Below are 17,328 nucleotides of genomic sequence, written 5' to 3' on the forward strand. Positions count from 1 at the left end.
GCAAGCTGAACAACGCCATCTCTGGCGCATCGCTGATCCAGCATTCGCTGACCGTCCATCCTGCCCGCGCGGCCAGTTCGGTGAACGACTCAACCGTGAACTTGTGGGAGTTCTCGGTGTGCAGGCGTTCCCCGGCGGCGAAGCGGAAGGTATGCCCGGCGACGGTCACGCTCTGCTGTCTGCGGCTGACCAGGTGCATTTCCATGCAGGCCTGTTCAGCGTTCCACACGGCAAGATGATCAAAGGCGTCGGTGTCGAAGTCGGCGTGCAATTCGCGATTGATGCGCGTCAGCAGGTTCTTGTTGAACTGCGCCGTCACGCCCTCGGCGTCGTCGTAGGCCGCCACCAGCGTCTGCTCATCCTTGACCAGATCGAGCCCTACGATGAACTGCGCGTTTTCGCCCAGTACATCATGGGCGCTACGGAGAAAGTCCACGGCCTGCTCATGGCTGAAATTGCCCAGGGTAGACCCGGGGAAGAAGCCAACACGGGTATGCCCTTCGGCTTCTTCGGGGAGTGTGAGCACGCGGGTGAAGTCATCGACTTGCGGCGCAACGACCAGCGATGGATAACGCTGGCGCAATGACCGCGCTGCCTTGTTCAGCGCAGTCGCACTGATGTCGATCGGCACGTAGACGGCGATGTGTGGCGCAGCGTCCAGCACCAGACGGGTTTTCTCGCTGGCACCGCTGCCGAACTCTACCAGCGCTGCACCTTGGGGAATGGTCGCCGCAATCTGCCCGGCGATGCGTTTCAGCAGTCCGGTTTCGGCGCGGGTCGGGTAGTACTCGGGGGTTTCACAGATGGCCTCGAACAGGTCGGAGCCTGCCGCGTCGTAGAAATACTTGGGCGACAGGCTTTTTACCGGGGCGCCAAGGCCGGCCACGACATCGCGAGCGAACTCGCTGTCGTTCGGATCGACCACGCCGGGCTGACGGCTGTCACGGGCCAGACGAAGGCCCGAGACCATCCAGCGCTTGTCGGCGTGGAAGAAGTTGCGATACGTCAGGCGGCAATGGTCGGGCGAGGTCACGCTGGCGCCGCCACGCAGGACCATCTGATTGACCATGAATTTGCCGTTGTACTCGCCGACCGCGCCCATGGACGGTTTGAAACCGGGGTAGGCGCTGTAGGCGCTTTGTGTCCACTGCCAGGCGACATCATCGACTTGCTCAAGCAAACCGGCGCGGGCGGCGGCTTCCCATTCCGCTTCGGTGGGCAGGCGTGCGTCGGCCCAATTGGCGAAAGCGGCGGCTTCGTAATAGCTGATGTGCGTGACGGGCGCTGAAGGGTCAATCCCTTCGAGGCCGCGCAGGCCCATGCGCTGCCAGCCGTTGTCGTCATGCTGCCAGTACAGCGGCGAGTTCCAGCCGTGTTCCTGCACCAGCGTCCAGCCCTCGGACAGCCACAACGAGGCGGTGTGATAGCCGCCGTCGGCGATGAAGCTCAACCATTCGCCGTTGGTCACCAGCCGGTCGCTGATCTCGAACGACTGCAAATAGGTGGTGTGGCGTGGGCCTTCGTTATCGAATGCGAAGCCATTGCCGTCGTGGCCGATCTCGGTCAGCCCGGCGCCCAGCGGCTTGAAATGTCCGCGGCGGCCCGACATGTCCTTGGGCCAGCGCGGGCTGTAAGCGGGTTTTAGCGACGACAGGCTGAACAGATGAAGAATGTCCATCAGCAGCAGTTCCTGATGCTGTTCTTCATGGGCCAGGCCGAGTTCGATGAGGCTGGTCATCTCCTCGCTGAGCGGGGTCATCAACAGCGTCGTCATGTTTTCGTCGACGTGTTTGCGATAGGCGAGCACCTGATCGACACTCGGCCGGGTCATCAACCCGCGTTGCGGGCGGGGATGCCGCGGACCGACGGCTTCGTAATAGGAATTGAACAGGTAGCCGAAAGTCGGATCGAAGGTTTCGTACCCGGACAGGTTCGGGATCAGCAGGAAGGTTTCGAAGAACCATGTGGTGTGCGCCATGTGCCACTTGGCCGGGCTGGCATCAGGCATCGACTGCACGACCATGTCCTCGGCGCTCAACGGTTCGACCAGAAATTCGGTACGGTCGCGCACGGCCTGAAAGCGCTGGCACAGGGTGTGAGTGGCGGATGTTTCGCGAAGCTGGCGTAATTGGCGCGTCATCAGTTGCTCTCCGGCGTAGCCGATGCCCGGTGGACCCGGTGGACTGATTCCACGCAGCCAGGCGGTACGGCGATTCAGGGTTTGAGGCACGCTTCGCTCGAAATGTTCAACCGTAATATCCGAATGAAGGAGCACATTCCCCGTCAATTAATGCCGCAGCCTTCAATTACCAGCGTTTGCATGGAAATAACGGCACCCAGCGAGTGTAGTTCCGGCACGCCTCATTCGGTCAGGGAGTGACCGGCGGGCAATCAGCCCATCGTCTGCGGTACCCTGCGCATCCATCGTTCCGAGGCGCGGCAAATGGCAGATATCGGGGGCAAAACCTGAACCTGCCGGGCAGCGGGCAGTCAGCACAACAGCACTGCTTTGCGAGACGGCGGTGATATTTCTATATATGTGTCAGGTTACGAGCGAATGACGCCAGATGAATAAGCCGGTTTTTGGGGACGCGCATGAATGATCTATCCAGTCTGCTGGGTGCGCTCGACGAAGCGCAGACCGGGCAGCAGGAAGTGGTAATCGCCACGGTGGTCAAGGTCGAAGGCTCGGCCTACCGCCGCCCGGGTGCGCGGATGATTATCGCCTCGATGGGCGAAGCGACCGGCACCGTCAGCGGCGGATGCCTCGAAAGCGACGTCAGCAAAAAGGCCTGGTGGCTGACGGCCAATGGCAAGCCGGCACTGCGTACCTACAGCACCGGCGAGGACGATGACGAACTCGAAGACGCCGAACTCAGCTTTGGCCTGGGCTGCAACGGCACCGTGCATATCCTCTTCGAACGCATCGCTGCGCACGCTGCGAGCCTGGTGGTCGATGTCCTGCGTGAGGTCAAGGCCAGCGGCAAGGGCGCTGCACTGGCGACGGTGATCGGGACGCACGGCGAACGTCACACCGCGCTGGGCGAGCGTGTGGCCATCCGCTCATCGGGCCAGTTGCAGAGCGAGATGCGCGAGCGCTGGCTGGCGATGGCCGTGGCCGAGGACCTGAAAACCGTGCTGGACGCCCGCCGGTCAGCGACGCGCACCTACGAGGGCGCGGACGGCGCCGTGGAGGTGCTGCTGGAATACATCGCCGCGCCGCGTCGGCTGGTGGTCTTTGGCGCGGGGCATGACGCGATGCCGCTGGTCAGCATGGCGCGGCTGCAGGGCTGGCACATTACGGTCATCGATGCGCGCTCGCACTTCGCCCGGCCGCAACGTTTTCCGGAGGCCGATCACGTGCTGTCGGCGCCGCTTGAACCCATGCCCGAGCTGCACGGGATGGTTGCCGACGCCGCGGTGGTGGTGATGACCCACAGCCTGACCCAGGACCGTCACTGGCTGGGGCAGGTCCTCGAGTCCACGCCGCGCTACATCGGTCAGCTCGGGCCGCGCAGTCGCACCGAACGTCTGCTCGACGAGCTGCCGGATCAGGCGCGTGAAGCGGCGGCGCAGGCGAGCGTGCATTACCCGGTCGGACTGGACCTGGGCGGCGACGCACCCCACAGCGTGGCGCTGTCGATCCTGTCGGAGATCAACGCGGTGTTCAACGGCCGCAGTGGCGGAATGCTTAAACACCGGCAAGCCAGTATTCATGCGGTGGAGGTCACCCTCGAGCAGGCACGTGAACTGAGGATGATCAGCTAGTTTTCATCGGGGCAGCCTCTGCAATGGCTGCTTCCCTCGCTTCACAGCAGGTTTACGCACGGCATTCATCAGGTCCGCTTCATGAACGATAAGTACCGACCCCACGACTGGGCCCCCCACGAGCGACCGACCCTGCCCGGGTCGCCGTCTACGCCCTTGCATCCGACGCTCAAGCGCTGGGCGTTTGCCATCGTCGGGGTGATCGTGGCGTTGACCGGTGGCCTCGGCAACGCGCTGGTGGTCGCCAACCTTCAGTACCTGCAAGGCTCGTTGGGCGCCACCCAGGCCGAAATCGCCTGGCTGCCTGCCGCGTACGTCATGACCAACGTCTCGATGAACCTGCTGCTGGTGAAGTTTCGGCAGCAATTCGGTCTGCGTGCATTCACCGAAGTGTTCCTGGTGCTGTACGCCCTGGTCACCTTCGCCCACTTGTTCGTCAACGACATCGGGTCGGCCGTTGCCGTGCGCGCCGCCCATGGGATGGTCGGTGCGGCACTTAGTTCGCTTGGCCTGTATTACATGATTCAGGCCTTCCCGGCGAAATGGCGGATGAAAGCGCTGGTGCTGGGGCTGGGCACCGCTCAACTGGCGACACCGCTGGCGCGGCTGGTGTCCGAAGACCTGCTGCAAATTGCCGAATGGCGCGGGCTTTACCTGTTTGAACTGGGCATGTGCCTGCTGTCTCTGGGCTGCGTGCTGATCCTCAAACTGCCACCGGGCGACCGCTTCAAGGCCTTCGAAAAGCTCGACTTCCTCACCTTCGCCTTGCTCGCGTCGGGCTTCGCGGCCTTGTGCGCAGCGTTGTCGTTGGGGCGCATTGAATGGTGGCTGGAGGAGCCGTGGATCGGCATCGCTCTGGCGTCGTCCATCGTGCTGATCCTGGCCGGACTGTGCATCGAGCACAACCGCACCCGACCGCTGTTGATCACCCGCTGGCTGGGCAGTGGGCGGATGATCCGCTTTGCCTTCGGGGTGCTCCTGACACGCATCGTGCTGTCGGAGCAGTCCACCGGCGCGGTGGGTTTTCTTCAAGGGATGAATCAGGGCAGCGAGCAATTGCACACGCTGTACCTGTTCATGCTGCTGGGCAGCGTCGCCGGCCTGGTGGTCAGCGCCATGACGATTAATCCCCAGCACCTCTTCAAGCCACTGATCATCTCGCTGGCGCTGATGGCGATCGGGTCAAGCATGGACAGTTTTTCGACCAGCCTGACGCGCGGCCCGCAGATGTATTTCAGTCAGTTCCTGCTGGCGTTCGGCGGCACGTTCTTCCTCGGTCCGACGCTGGTGCTGGGCGTCAGCGGGGTAATCAGCAACCCGCGCAATATGGTCAGCTTTTCGGTCATGTTCGGGATCACTCAGAACGTCGGCAGCCTCATCGGCGCGGCGCTGCTGGGCACGTTTCAGGTGTGGCGCGAAAAATTTCATTCGGCGCACATCGTCGAGCACGTCACGCTGATCGACGCTCAGGTGCAGTCGCGGCTGCAAAGTGCGAGCGGGGCCTATATTTCCGCCATCGCCGACCCGGCCGCGCGCACCAGTCTGGGCATTCGTTCACTGGCGACGGCGGCCACCCGCGAGGCCAATACCCTGGCCTACAACGATGTATTCATGCTGATCGCCGTCATCGCAGTGCTGACCATGATCTGGATCACCAGCCGGGCCACCTGGCTGTGGATCACCACCGAGCCGGTCGCCCCCTTTACCCCGGCGACACCGGCAGCATCCCCCGTTCAACCTTCTGGCGCTCATTCTTCATGACTCAATCCGACAAACCTACCGGCGATACCGCCAGCAACACGGCGGCCAGTTCGACACCCCCCCAGGCCACATCCCCTGCGCCTGTGCCGGTGGTGATGCCGGCTACCACGCAACCGCGCTCGGCACGCATACGCCTGGTGTCCGCGATTGTGTTCGGCGGCATCGCGCTGGCCGGTGTGCTTGTCGTGCTGTATGCCTGGCAGCTGCCGCCGTTCAGCAGCCCGATCGAAAGCACCGAGAACGCGTTGATCCGCGGGCAGACCACGCTGATCGGTCCGCAACTGAGTGGTTATGTCTACGAAGTGCCGGTGCAGGACTTCCAGTGGGTCAAGCAGGGCGATCTGCTGGTGCGCATCGATGACCGCATCTATCAGCAGCACCTCGATCAGGGGCTGGCGCAGTTAGGCATTCAAAAGGCTGCGCTGGCGAATAATCTGCAGCAACGACGCAGCGCCGAGGCCACCATCATTCAGCGTCAGGCCGCCGTGGCAAATGCTCAGGCGCAGAGTGAAAAAGCCGGCGCCGATTTGCGCCGTGGTCAGGCGCTGGTGACCGATGGTTCGGTGTCCAAAAGCGAGTTCGACGTCACCCGCGCGGCCGATGCACAAGCGAAAGCGGCGCTGGCCGAGGCCAGGGCGGCGCTGGAAATCTCGCGTCAGGACCTGCAAACGGTGATCGTCAATCGCGGCTCGTTGGAGGCATCGGTGAAGAATGCCGAAGCCGCCATCGAGCTGGCACGGATCGACCTGACCAATACGCGCGTTACCGCGCCGCGGGATGGCCAGTTGGGGCAGATCGGGGTCCGCCTGGGTGCGTACGTCAATTCCGGCGCGCAGCTGATGGCGCTGGTACCGCGCCCGCGCTGGATCATCGCCAACATGAAAGAGACCCAGATGGCCAACGTGCGTCTGGGCCAGCCGGTCAGCTTCACGGTCGATGCACTCGAAAACCTGAAGATGCGTGGCCGGGTGCAACGCATTTCTCCGGCGGCGGGGTCCGAGTTCAGTCTGCTGCCGGCTGATAACGCCACGGGCAACTTCGTCAAAATTGCCCAGCGCATCCCGGTGCGCATCACCATCGACGACGACCAGCACGACGTCGACCGGCTGCGTCCGGGGATGTCCGTGGTGGTCAGCATCGACACCAGTCAGGACGGCCCCGTGCCGGCGGACCCGGTGGACGGGAAGGTTGATTCAGTGGACGGGCGCTGAGCCGCCACGCCTGTATCGCCGTGTATCCCGTTCCACGGCAGACACGTGCTGATTCATCGACTGATTTTCCCGACACATCCGCGACACCTCCCGGGCGTTGAATGGCGGCTCCGAGACGACACGCCTCGGCCGCCGTGCATTCAACGCACCCACCGCCTGGAGATCGCCATGAACTGGAAAAACCTCGCCACCGTCACGCTGTCCGCCACGCTCCGGAATCATGAGGGTGACCGCTCATGTTCCTGATCGCGTTTCTGGGCGGGATCGTGACCGTACTGAGCCCCTGCATCCTGCCGGTTGTGCCGTTTCTGTTTGCCCGGGCCGATCGTTCGGCGGCGTCTGTGCTGATGACGTTACTGGGGCTGACGCTGACGTTTGGGCTGGTGTCCAGCCTGGCGGTGGTCAGCAGCGACTGGGTGGTGGCGGCGAACGGCATTGGCCGCGACGTCGCGCTGGTGATCCTGACGCTGTTTGCCCTGTCACTGTTGTCCACCCGAGTCGGGCACTGGCTGACGCTTCCGCTGGTGATGTTGGGCAATCGGCTCGACCCTGCCACGCGGCGCTTGTCCGGGCCTTTCGCCTCGTTGCTGATCGGCGTCGCCACCGGCCTGCTGTGGGCGCCGTGTGCCGGGCCGATTCTGGGGATCATTCTGACCGGCGCCATGCTGCAAGGGCCCAGTGCGCAGACCAGCCTGTTGCTGTTGGCGTATAGGCTCGGCAGCGCGGTGTCGCTGGGTGTGCTGATATTCGCCGGACGCGGGCTGCTGACGCGGCTGAAACTGTCGCTACCCGTCACCGCCTGGCTGCGGCGCGGCGTCGGCCTGGCTGCATTGCTGGTGGCGGTGAGCATTGCCACCGGGTCGCAGAATCAGTGGCTGCCCGGCACGTCATCCGAAGGCGCAGCAGCGTTGGAGAAGCGCTTGCTCAGCGCTGTTCCCAACGCGGTCGATTATCTGATCAGCCGCGTCAGGGCCGCAGCGGTGCCCGACGTCAGCAGTCAGGGCGCGATGCCATCCTTGTCCGGCGCCACCGCGTGGCTGAACTCGCCGCCGCTCAGTCAGGAATCCCTGCGCGGGAAGGTGGTACTGGTCGACTTCTGGACCTTCGACTGCATCAATTGTCAGCACAGCATTCCGTACGTCAATGGCTGGGCGAAGAAGTACGAGAAAGAGGGCTTGGTGGTGATCGGCGTGCACACGCCCGAATACCCGTACGAACGGGTCATCGACAACGTGCGCAAGAGCGTCGCCAGGCTGGGCCTGAATTACCCGATCGCCGTCGACAATGATTACGCGATCTGGCGCGCGTTCGACAACCAGTACTGGCCTGCGCATTACCTCATCGATGCCAGGGGCCAGATCCGCTACACCCACTTCGGCGAAGGCGACTACGGCGCGCAAGAGCAGGTCATTCGCCAGCTCCTGGACGAAGCCCATGGGCGGGGCTGACGCCACAAGCGCTGACGAACGAAGGGGCGCCTACACCATGCGTTTGACGGTGTTGTCCTTGCGCACGAAGTGGTGCCAGATTGCCGCGATCACGTGCAGGCCGATGACGTAGTAGAAAATGGTGCCCAGCAACACGTGGTAGTGCTCCAGCGTTTCGGCGGTGTCTTTGGAGAGGTCGAAGGGCGCGGGAATGCTCAGTGTGGTCAGGGGGATCGGTAGCGCGCCGCGTTCCAGCAGCACAGTGAACAGGCCCATCAGCGGTTGCGCGAACAGGAAGGCGTACAGCGCGTAGTGCGACAGTGTGGCGGACAGACGCAGCGCGCCTTCCAGCGGCGGGGTGATGCCGGGCGGGGTGTGGCGGCGGCGCTCGGCGACACGGAAGAACGCCATGGCCAGTACAACGATGCCGACCCAGAAGTGCGTTTGCACGACGAAGGTACGCAGGTCGCTGCCGCGGGCAAACTGGGTGCGGCTGAGGATCAGCGCGTAGGCGAGCACAATCAGGATCGCCATGACCCAGTGACACCAGCGGGCTTTGTAGCTGTAGCGTTCGGTATCGGAAGGTTTGCTCACGGTCAGGTCTCTTGGTCTGTTTTTTTGATCTGGCGCGGCACAGTCAAGGCCGCTGCGCTTTCATAACCTAACGGCCGACGCTCGTCGAGCGGCACGTGCAAGCCGTAACAAACCGAGAGAATCGCGAGTCCTTGTTTACCATCTTGTTTGGAGGTGCCATTTGATCGAGTGAGTCGAAATAAATAACTTGATTGACAGGTCAGGTTCGAAGCCCTGAAGAATTGATATTTAGAAGAGGCCCTCATAAATCAAGTCGATGTCACACTCATTTGTAACTGAACTTAACTTCATTCGTTTGAATAACTTCAAATCAGGGACATAAAGTTCAACGCGTCGGCGTCTGATATCAAGTCTAAAGGCGAGCGTTCTTTATTCCCATTGGGCATTAAAAACCCGGTGATTTGGGTTTGACAGGTCACGCGTTTGGATCCATCTTATGGCTCCAAGGCTCAGATTCCTGACTATCAGCTTGAATAAGCTGGCATTTTGCCCGTTCCCAGGCGGGGCCTTCATTTTGGTGCGTCAACCGAAAAGGGAAGGGCAACTTCATGGATGCTTCGGGCTTTGTTCAACTTCTAAAACGTCATAACGCTGACGCGCAAGTCTGGTTTGATTCGTCTCCCGCTGTATATAAAGAATGCCGAACCAAGTTGTTGCAGGCGTATCCGGATCAGCGCGATTTTATTACCGGATTGTTGCCCGATGAACCGGGTCATTCGGAGGCGGGTGTCAGCGGCGCCACCACCAACCCGGCGTTGATCGGTCAGGCCGTCATGAGCCATGCAGGCCATTACCGTGATTTCCTGCACACCTTGCCGACCTCGATGCCGGCAGACACTCGGCTGCGACAGCTCTACGACCAGTTGATCATCGACAGCGCCCAGCCCTTGCTCCCGCTGCTCAGGCAAACGAAACAGCGGGCGGGCTGGCTGTCGGCGCAGATCGAGGGCGGGCACTGGATGAATCAGGACGCGCTGGTTGCCCGTGGGCTGGAACTGGCCGCGCTGGCGCCGAACATCATGATCAAGATCCCGGGCAGCGCCCAAGGCTACCGCGCCATCGAGGAATTGGTGGCGCGGGGTTGCTCGATCAATAACACCTTCTGTTTTAGCGTCTCCCAGCTGGATACCTGCCTTAAGGCCATTCACGCCGGGCGTCAGCGGGCGCTCGCCAGCGGGGTGAGCACGGCGCGGGCGCGTTACGTGGTCAGCTTCATGATCGGCCGTCTGGGTGCGGAACCCGAATTCGAGCGCCAGGCACGGGGCAGTCGTCTCCACCTCGGCCACACTGATAAACGCTGGGCAGAGCTGGCGGTCTATCAGGCGATGCAGGCGCTGATGCGCCGCCGAGGTACCCCGGCGCAACTGTTGCTGTGCAGCCTCAAGGTCGACACCGACGGGCGCGGGCGTGAGCATTGCTGGCACCTGCAGCGCACCGGCGCCGAGACCACGCTGTACACGCTGACGCCCCGAGTCATCGAGTTTCTGGTGCGTCGGCAGCAGGCCGGGCGCGGCATCGCACCGGCGACGGAGTGGGTGCAGATTCCTGCGAAAGTCCTTGATCGTCTTCTGGCCATTCCGTATTTCAACCAGGCGTACTTCGAAGGCGGCCTGAACCTGGACGAATACGCGCGTCAGCCAGCGTTCCTGACCGCAGGCAATGACGTACGCCTGGGCATGCAACGCCTGCAAGGGTTCATCACCGACACCCTCGATTCACCCGGCCCCGTACGTCGCCCCGCCTTTCACGGAATGACTTTGGAAGGCCGGGCATGAACCGCATGATTGCCCTGTGGGCGCATCCACGGTCGCGCTCGACGGTGCTGGAAAGAGTGTTCATCGAGCGCGGCGATTTCGAGGTTTTCCACGAGCCGTTCGCACACATGGCCTTTGATGAGCGCTCGGCCATTCCTCACGGGGACCTGAACAACGGCGCTCCCCGTGATTACGAAGCGATCAAGGCACTGTTGCGCGAGGCCCGCCAGCGCTCGCCCGTATTTCACAAGGACATGTGTTACCACTGCCTTGCTCCGCTGAAGGCCGATGCCGAGTTTCTACTGGAGCAGCAGAACGTCTTTATCATTCGCGACCCGGCCCGGGCGATTCTTTCCCATCACGCGATCTTCCCGCAGATGCCGGTGCACGCCATCGGCCATCAGGCGCTCTACGACATATTCTGTGAGGTCAGACGTCTGACGGGTAAAACCCCGTACGTGATCAATGCCGAGGATCTGGCAAGCCGCCCGACACAGACCGTGCGCAGGCTCTGTGATCATCTGCAGCTGAATTTCATGCCCGGAGCGCTGAGCTGGACGGCGACGTGCCCTGAACAATGGAAAGCCTGGCGCAGCTGGCACAAGGACGCCGAGAACAGCACCTCGATTATTCAGGGCACCGCCGACTTCGACGAGGGGGCGCTGCACGCTGATCCCCGCTTGTTGGCCTATGACCAGCACCATCGACCTTTCTATGAGCGGATGAATCAGTTCAGCCAGCAGGGACAGCCATGAAAAAAGTCGTCATCACCGGTGCCGCCAATGGCATCGGCAAGGCCGCCGCCATTGCGTGCGTGAAGGCCGGTTACTACGTCATCGCTGCTGACAAAGACCGGTTGGGGCTGCAATCCCTGCAGTCATGTCTGCCAACGCACCGGCTTGAAACCCACTTGGCCGACTTTTCTCAGCCGGAGGTTTATCGGACGTTCATCGGCGACCTCTATGACCGCCACCGACACAGCTCACTCGAGGCCCTGGTCAACAATGCCGGGATCTATCACGGCAAAAGCGTCTATGACTACAGCGATGAGGAGGTAGAGGAAATCTGGGCGGTCAATCTGAAATCGCTGGTGTACCTGTCGAAGGACTTCGCCAGGCGTGAGTCCTGCGCCACGCACTCACGCAGCATCGTCAACGTGACCTCCGTCGCGGGTGAGGTCGGCAGTATGGACGCGCTGTACGGCGCGACGAAGGCCGGGGTAATCGGCCTGACCAAGGCCAATGCCTGGAACTTTGCTCCCCGGGTTCGGGTGAACGCGGTGTCCCCTGCACTGGTTCGCGACACCTCGATTCATGACCGCATTCCCGAGCACCGCCGCAGGGAGTACGAGCGACAGGAAATCATCAAGGAGCCCATCCAGGCACAAGGGGTGGCCGACGTCATTCTGTTTCTGTTGTCAGCGCAAAGTCGTCACCTGACCGGCAAAGTCATCGCCGTGGATAACGGCGCCTACCCACGCTAGTGACTGGCTACACGACACTTCCTTACGCATTCCGGGAGAAGAACATGCACCGCAAGAAATTGCTCATCGTCGGTGGCGGTAACCTGTGCCTGCAAATCCTGCAGATTCTGGCCCCACGTAACCAGTTTGAATTCCACGTGGCGAGTCGCGACAGTGAAAACGCCACCCGATTGTGCAACCTGATCCGCCTGGCCGCGCTGCAGCAGAACGTGAGCGTTCAGATCCACAGCCATGAGATGGACCTGCGCGAATCGTGCATCAGCCGCAATACCGAAACGCTGCTGAAGATCAAGCCGGACATCATCCTCAATTGTGCTTCGTTGCAATCCTGGCGAGTGATCACGCAGTTGCCGGCCGAGCGCTTTGCCGCCCTCGATCAGGCGCAGCTCGGGCCCTGGCTACCGATGCACCTGGCGCCGGCCTACGCGCTGATGAGAGCCGTCAAGCAGGCCTGCCCGAAAAGTCTGGTGGTCAACGCGGCGTTTCCTGACGCGGTCAATCCGATTCTCTACAAGGTCGGGATGGCACCGGATGTCGGCATCGGCAACATCGCCAATCTGATCCCCGCTACCCGTTGCGCCATTGCGCATCTGGCGGGCTGCCTGCCCGCGCAGGTCTGCGCCAAACTCGTCGGCCATCATTATTTCAGCCACAGCGTGCCTCGCCATGGTCTGCCGCAAGGTTCGGACGCCACCTTCAGTCTGACGTACTGGATCGACGGTGAAGAGCGTACCGAGGAGCACACGGCGCAAGACATTTTCGGCTGCGTCGCTCGCGAATTTCGTCGGCTCGGTGGCGTCGACGGCCAGTACCTCACCGCTATGTCAGCGGTCACGGTGCTGGAAAATCTCCACGCTGACCAGGAGGTGCGCGTACACGGTCCCGGGCCCCACGGTTTGCCCGGCGGTTATCCGGTCAAGGTCGGCATGGGCAGGGTGCTGCTCGACCTGCCATACGGCGTGACGCGCGAAGAAGCGATCAAGGTCAACGAAGCGGGGCAGCGGCTCGACGGGATCAGTCTGATTCGTGCTGACGGCACGGCGGTGTTTGGCGATGCGCAGATGCACGTCATGCAGCGAGAACTGAATTTCGCCATGGCCGAGATGCGGGTGTCCGATGCTGCAGAGTGGGCAGAGGAACTGGGCACTAAATACCTGGCGTACGCCGAGGCCAGCCATCACTCCTACAACCCTCACACAGGAGTCGCCGCCCATGACGCCGGTTATCATGCATTCGCCTGCTGATCAAAGGGACATGGCCGACGCGGACTATGCCCGGCAGTACCACGAGGACCTGGTCGAGCGCTGGGACGAACTCATCGACTGGGACAAACGTGCGGCGGGCGAGGGCTCGTTCTTTCGCGATCTGCTGCACCGGTTCGGTGCCTGGCGTGTACTGGACGCTGCCACCGGCAGCGGCTTTCATGCCGCGCAGTTGCACACCGCCGGCTTTGGCGTCACCGCCTGTGATGGCAGCCCGACCATGGTGGAGCGCGCCCGGCGCAACTTCGAGCGACTGGGCGTCGACGTTCCGCTTCATCATTACGATTGGCAGGCGCTGGATCCGGGGGTGCTGGGCACGTTTGATGCTGTGCTGTGCCTTGGCAGTTCGCTGTGCCACGTGTTCGACCGCGAATCGCGCATCGCTGTGCTGAGGCGGTTTCGGCAGATGCTCAGGCCCGATGGACTGCTGCTGATCGACCAGCGCAATTTCGACGCCATCCTCGCCGGCCGCTTTGCCTCCTCGGGGCGCTATTACTACTGCGGCAACACCGCCAGCGTGACCCTCGGGGAACTGGACGACTCGGTGTGCGAATTCTGCTATCGCTTTGCCGACGGTGCGCAGTATCGGCTGCGGGTATACCCGATTCGCGCGTGCCAGTTGCAGGAAGAATTACGCCTGGCGGGTTTCCGTATCCCGAAGGCGTACGGCGATTTCGAACCGTTCTACGACGTCATGAGCGCGGACTTCATCGTCCACCGGGCCCACGCCTGACGCTGACTCAAGGAGGAGCACTGTCATGATCACGCATACCCCTGTCCTGAAACACCACAACAACCTGGAGCCGTATCCGTTTCGCGAGAACAGGCGGGTCACGTCCGATGTCCGGCCTCGTGTCATCTGGTTGACCGGGCTCTCGGCGGCAGGCAAATCCACCATCGTCGACAGCCTTAATCCGGTGCTGCGGGCACGCGGGTTGACGACGTGCATCCTGGACGGCGATACGGTGCGCACCGGCTTGTGTCGCGACTTGGGTTTTTCTGCCGATGACCGTGAAGAAAACGTGCGCCGTGTGGCAGAGGTCGCGGCGTTGATGGTCGAGTCAGGGCTGACGGTAATGGTGGCGCTGATCTCGCCCACCCGCTCGGCGCGGCATCTAGCCCGCTCGATTGTTGGCAGTGCGCGGTTCGTCGAGGTATTTGTGGACGTGCCACTCGCGGTGGCTGAGGCGCGGGACCCAAAAGGGTTGTACCGCCGGGCCCGGGCGGGCGGCATTCCAGCGTTTACCGGCGTGGCTGCGGCGTACGAGCGGCCGCTGTTTCCGGAGCTGCACATTCGCACCGATGAGGTTGATGTGCGGCGGGCGGTGCGGATGATTGATGATTGGTTGCTGGCGCGGGGATAAGGCTTTTAACACGGCAGGCTTCGACCCCTGGCTGAGGGCGTCGGGTGTATCACCCGATGCCCAAAGGTCTCCCTTGCCAGGGGGCGTATTCCCGTGGAACTCTTTGGAATGCCGAGCACGGAGTGTGTCGGCGCCCAAGCGTTCGAGAGGTCACACGTGCTGGTTACAGGGATTCTGTGGATAGCGTTTTTCATCATCAACTTCAACGTGGTGATGATGATTCCGCTGTTGCCTTTCATTCAGCGTGATCTGGGCCTTTCACCCAGTGGCTCGGGATGGATATTGGCCGCTTTTCCGGTGGTGGCGCTGATCAGTAATCTGGCGCTGGGTCCGCTGATCGATCGCTTCGGAAGGAAGCTGTTCATCACCCTTGGTGCGGCAGCATGCTGCTTGACGCTGCTGCTCACCGCCGCCTCGCACAGCGCTTCAATGATCGTGCTGAGCCGGGCCGCAACAGGACTGTTCATGCCGATGATTGGCGCCTCGATTTTCGCCGCCCTGGCGGACTATGTCCCCGAGCCCAAACGCGCCAGGACCGCTGGCTATGTCACCACCGCTGCGCCGATTGCCTTCTTGTGCTCCTTGTCGATTGGAGTCGTGATTGGGGGCCTGCTGTCCTGGCAAGTCACGGTCATGTGCCTGGCGCTGGTGTGCGCCGTCCTTGCAGGTCTGGCGCTCACCTTCCCGACAGCGCCGCCCGGTTCGCTGTCTTCCTCCCGAATAAGCCGGGCGATGTACAAGGAGCGGTTAACGTCACTGTCCGCCAGTCCCGGAACCCGCCCTTTGATGGCGGCGTACTTCTGCTGGTCGGTGGGCGTTTACATCTTTCTGGGGCTGTACCCAAGCTGGTTGGTGCAACACGGCTTGTCATCATTCGGCGTCGACGCTGTTGGCTTGGTCATCTTCATTGGCGAGGTCGGCGGGCTGTTTGGCGCGATGTTTTCCGCCAGGCTCGCCAGTCGATTCAACCACCCTTTGCGGTTGTGCGCCGTCGCTTCGATGGCCATCGCGGCAGCGATCCAAGTCATTCCATGGGGCGAAGGGTCCGCGTTTGTCCAAGGCGCCACCTATATGGCCTTTGCGTTTGGGCGAGACCTGATGCTGGCCTTGATATTGGGTGATGCCATGCGCCTGGTTGAAGCGTCCCGGCGAGGCAGCCTTAATTCATCACTTAACGCGGTATACCAAACCGGCGGCACCCTGGGCGGTTTGTTGAGCGCTTGGCTCTATGGCGTGAGCGCCGGCTATTTTGCCAATGTTTGGGTGGCCTCTCTGGCGTTCGTGGCCTCTGCGCTTTTGTTGCAGGGAATCTCCGGGGTCCGGCTTCGCTCCTGAGATCGTCGGAAATCCCGCCCGGTCTCTCCATGAGCCGCCATCCTTAATAAACGCTGCTCAGCCACGCTCCGATCAAGCCACTGGCCAAGACCACCAACCAGGGAGGGAGCTTCCAGAACATCAAGGCAACGAGGGCTATCAGTGCCAACCCGAAGTCCTGGGGTTTGAATATGGCACTCGTCCAGACCGGGTTATACAGGGCCGCCAGGAGAAGCCCGACCATGCCCGCGTTGACCCCTGCAAGCGCGGCCTGGGTGCGGGCGCTATGCCGCAGTTGCTCCCAGAATGGCAATACGCCGATCACCAGAAGAAATGACGGCGCAAAGACAGCGATGAGGCATACCGATGCGCCCACCCAGCCAGAAGGCTGGACGTTCATGGACGCACCGAGAAACGCTGCAAAGGTAAAAAGCGGGCCCGGCACGGCCTGCGCCAAGCCATACCCCGCCAGGAACGTGTCGTTGTCTACCCAGCCGTTGGGCACGGTTGCTGCTTGAAGCAAGGGCAGCACGACGTGCCCGCCTCCAAAGACTAACGATCCGGCCCGGTAAAAATCCTGCACCATAGGGAGTGTTTGAGAGGGCCAAACCTGGATCAACAAGGGAAGGCCCGCGAGCAGGCTGAAAAACACCACCAAGGACATCACGCCCGTTCTGCGGCTGATCGGGATCGGCAACGATTCAGTTGCCTGTCCTTGAGCGGCGCGGAACAAGGTCAGGCCGACGACAGCCGCGCCGACGATCACACTCAGCTGTCCCACTGCACTGGGCCACAGGAGCGCAACACAGGCAGCGAACGCGGCGACGGTGACGCGAGGCACATCGGTACACAGATGGCGGGCCATCCCCCACACCGCTTGAGCGACCACAGCAACTGCGACGATTTTAAGGCCGTGCAACAGACCGTCGGGCAAAGCACTTCCCCAGGCGGACATACCTTGAGCAAACAAAACCAGGATGACCGCCGATGGCAACGTGAAACCTGCCCACGCCGCAACAGCGCCCGGGAATCCGGCACGCGACAGCCCCAGGCCCATGCCCACCTGACTGCTCGCAGGCCCGGGAAGGAATTGGCACAGGGCGACCAAATCAACATAACTGCGCTCGCTAAGCCATTGGCGCCGCGCTACGAACTCTTCGCGAAAATACCCCAGGTGCGCGATCGGGCCGCCGAAAGAGGTCAGGCCCAGGCGCAGGAACACCAGAAACACTGACCACGCGGAATCAGGCTTGACGCCTTTGGCACTCCCTTCTGGTGACAACGCTCATGCTCCCTACCGTGGCCGGTGTTGTTGAACTGCCAGGCGCCATTCAAACACAACTTTGTCAGCCCATCAGCTTCGCTGGCGGGGAGCAGGCGGGTGACAGGT

Annotated in this window: 14 protein-coding genes; 11 read left to right on the plus strand and 3 right to left on the minus strand. The window is 62.0% G+C overall.

The window, feature by feature from the left end; genetic code table 11:
• Positions 1 to 2,140 (minus strand): ergothioneine biosynthesis protein EgtB (egtB, locus tag VF672_RS19760; protein ID WP_331106229.1); only part of this gene is annotated, 2,140 nt, incomplete at its 3' end.
• A 455-nt stretch (positions 2,141 to 2,595) separates the two neighbouring features.
• Here egtB and VF672_RS19765 point away from each other — a divergent pair.
• The 4 genes from VF672_RS19765 (at position 2,596) to VF672_RS19780 (ending at position 8,188) form a co-directional block, all read left to right on the plus strand.
• Positions 2,596 to 3,768: an XdhC family protein gene (locus tag VF672_RS19765; RefSeq protein ID WP_331106230.1), complete on the plus strand. Its 1,173-nt coding sequence runs from the start codon at positions 2,596 to 2,598 to the stop codon at positions 3,766 to 3,768.
• A gap of 81 nt (positions 3,769 to 3,849) precedes the next feature.
• The gene (locus VF672_RS19770) at positions 3,850 to 5,529 is read left to right on the plus strand and encodes an MFS transporter (protein ID WP_331106231.1); all 1,680 of its coding nucleotides are present in this window, start codon (positions 3,850 to 3,852) and stop codon (positions 5,527 to 5,529) included.
• 95 nt (positions 5,530 to 5,624) lie between these two features.
• Positions 5,625 to 6,740 (plus strand): HlyD family secretion protein, encoded by a 1,116-nt coding sequence (locus tag VF672_RS19775; protein WP_331106258.1) that lies wholly within the window; start codon positions 5,625 to 5,627, stop codon positions 6,738 to 6,740.
• 236 nt (positions 6,741 to 6,976) lie between these two features.
• The gene (locus VF672_RS19780) at positions 6,977 to 8,188 is read left to right on the plus strand and encodes a cytochrome c biogenesis protein DipZ (protein ID WP_331106232.1); all 1,212 of its coding nucleotides are present in this window, start codon (positions 6,977 to 6,979) and stop codon (positions 8,186 to 8,188) included.
• Between the two features lie 30 nt (positions 8,189 to 8,218).
• Here the strand turns inward: VF672_RS19780 and VF672_RS19785 are convergent, their stop codons facing one another.
• Positions 8,219 to 8,761, minus strand: coding sequence for a cytochrome b (locus VF672_RS19785; protein ID WP_331106233.1), 543 nt, complete (start codon positions 8,759 to 8,761; stop codon positions 8,219 to 8,221).
• A gap of 650 nt (positions 8,762 to 9,411) precedes the next feature.
• Here VF672_RS19785 and VF672_RS19790 point away from each other — a divergent pair.
• The 7 genes from VF672_RS19790 (at position 9,412) to VF672_RS19820 (ending at position 15,959) form a co-directional block, all read left to right on the plus strand.
• Positions 9,412 to 10,536 carry a transaldolase family protein gene (locus VF672_RS19790; protein ID WP_331106234.1) on the plus strand — a complete coding sequence of 375 codons (1,125 nt, stop codon included), beginning with the start codon at positions 9,412 to 9,414 and terminating at the stop codon, positions 10,534 to 10,536.
• Positions 10,533 to 11,270, plus strand: coding sequence for a sulfotransferase family protein (locus tag VF672_RS19795; protein WP_331106235.1), 738 nt, complete (start codon positions 10,533 to 10,535; stop codon positions 11,268 to 11,270). The genes VF672_RS19790 and VF672_RS19795 overlap by 4 nt, the downstream gene beginning before the upstream one ends.
• On the plus strand, positions 11,267 to 11,998 hold the full coding sequence (locus VF672_RS19800) for an SDR family oxidoreductase (protein ID WP_331106236.1): 732 nt from the start codon (positions 11,267 to 11,269) through the stop codon (positions 11,996 to 11,998). Before VF672_RS19795 ends, VF672_RS19800 begins: the two co-directional genes overlap by 4 nt.
• 44 nt (positions 11,999 to 12,042) lie before the next feature.
• A complete protein-coding gene (locus tag VF672_RS19805; protein WP_331106237.1) occupies positions 12,043 to 13,242 on the plus strand; it encodes a hypothetical protein in 1,200 nt (399 codons plus the stop codon).
• Entirely contained in the window at positions 13,211 to 13,993 is a 783-nt protein-coding gene (locus VF672_RS19810) for a class I SAM-dependent methyltransferase (RefSeq protein WP_331106238.1), read from the plus strand. The genes VF672_RS19805 and VF672_RS19810 overlap by 32 nt, the downstream gene beginning before the upstream one ends.
• Positions 13,994 to 14,021: 28 nt before the next feature.
• Positions 14,022 to 14,624: an adenylyl-sulfate kinase gene (gene cysC, locus VF672_RS19815; protein ID WP_414705638.1), complete on the plus strand. Its 603-nt coding sequence runs from the start codon at positions 14,022 to 14,024 to the stop codon at positions 14,622 to 14,624.
• 156 nt (positions 14,625 to 14,780) lie between these two features.
• Complete coding sequence (locus VF672_RS19820; protein ID WP_331106240.1) at positions 14,781 to 15,959, plus strand: MFS transporter; 1,179 nt, start codon at positions 14,781 to 14,783, stop codon at positions 15,957 to 15,959.
• A gap of 43 nt (positions 15,960 to 16,002) precedes the next feature.
• Here the strand turns inward: VF672_RS19820 and chrA are convergent, their stop codons facing one another.
• On the minus strand, positions 16,003 to 17,220 hold the full coding sequence (gene chrA, locus VF672_RS19825) for a chromate efflux transporter (protein ID WP_331106241.1): 1,218 nt from the start codon (positions 17,218 to 17,220) through the stop codon (positions 16,003 to 16,005).
• Between the last annotated feature and the right edge of the window lie 108 nt (positions 17,221 to 17,328).

Source organism: Pseudomonas sp. (genome assembly GCF_036387035.1).
Classification (GTDB): Bacteria; Pseudomonadota; Gammaproteobacteria; order Pseudomonadales; family Pseudomonadaceae; genus Aquipseudomonas.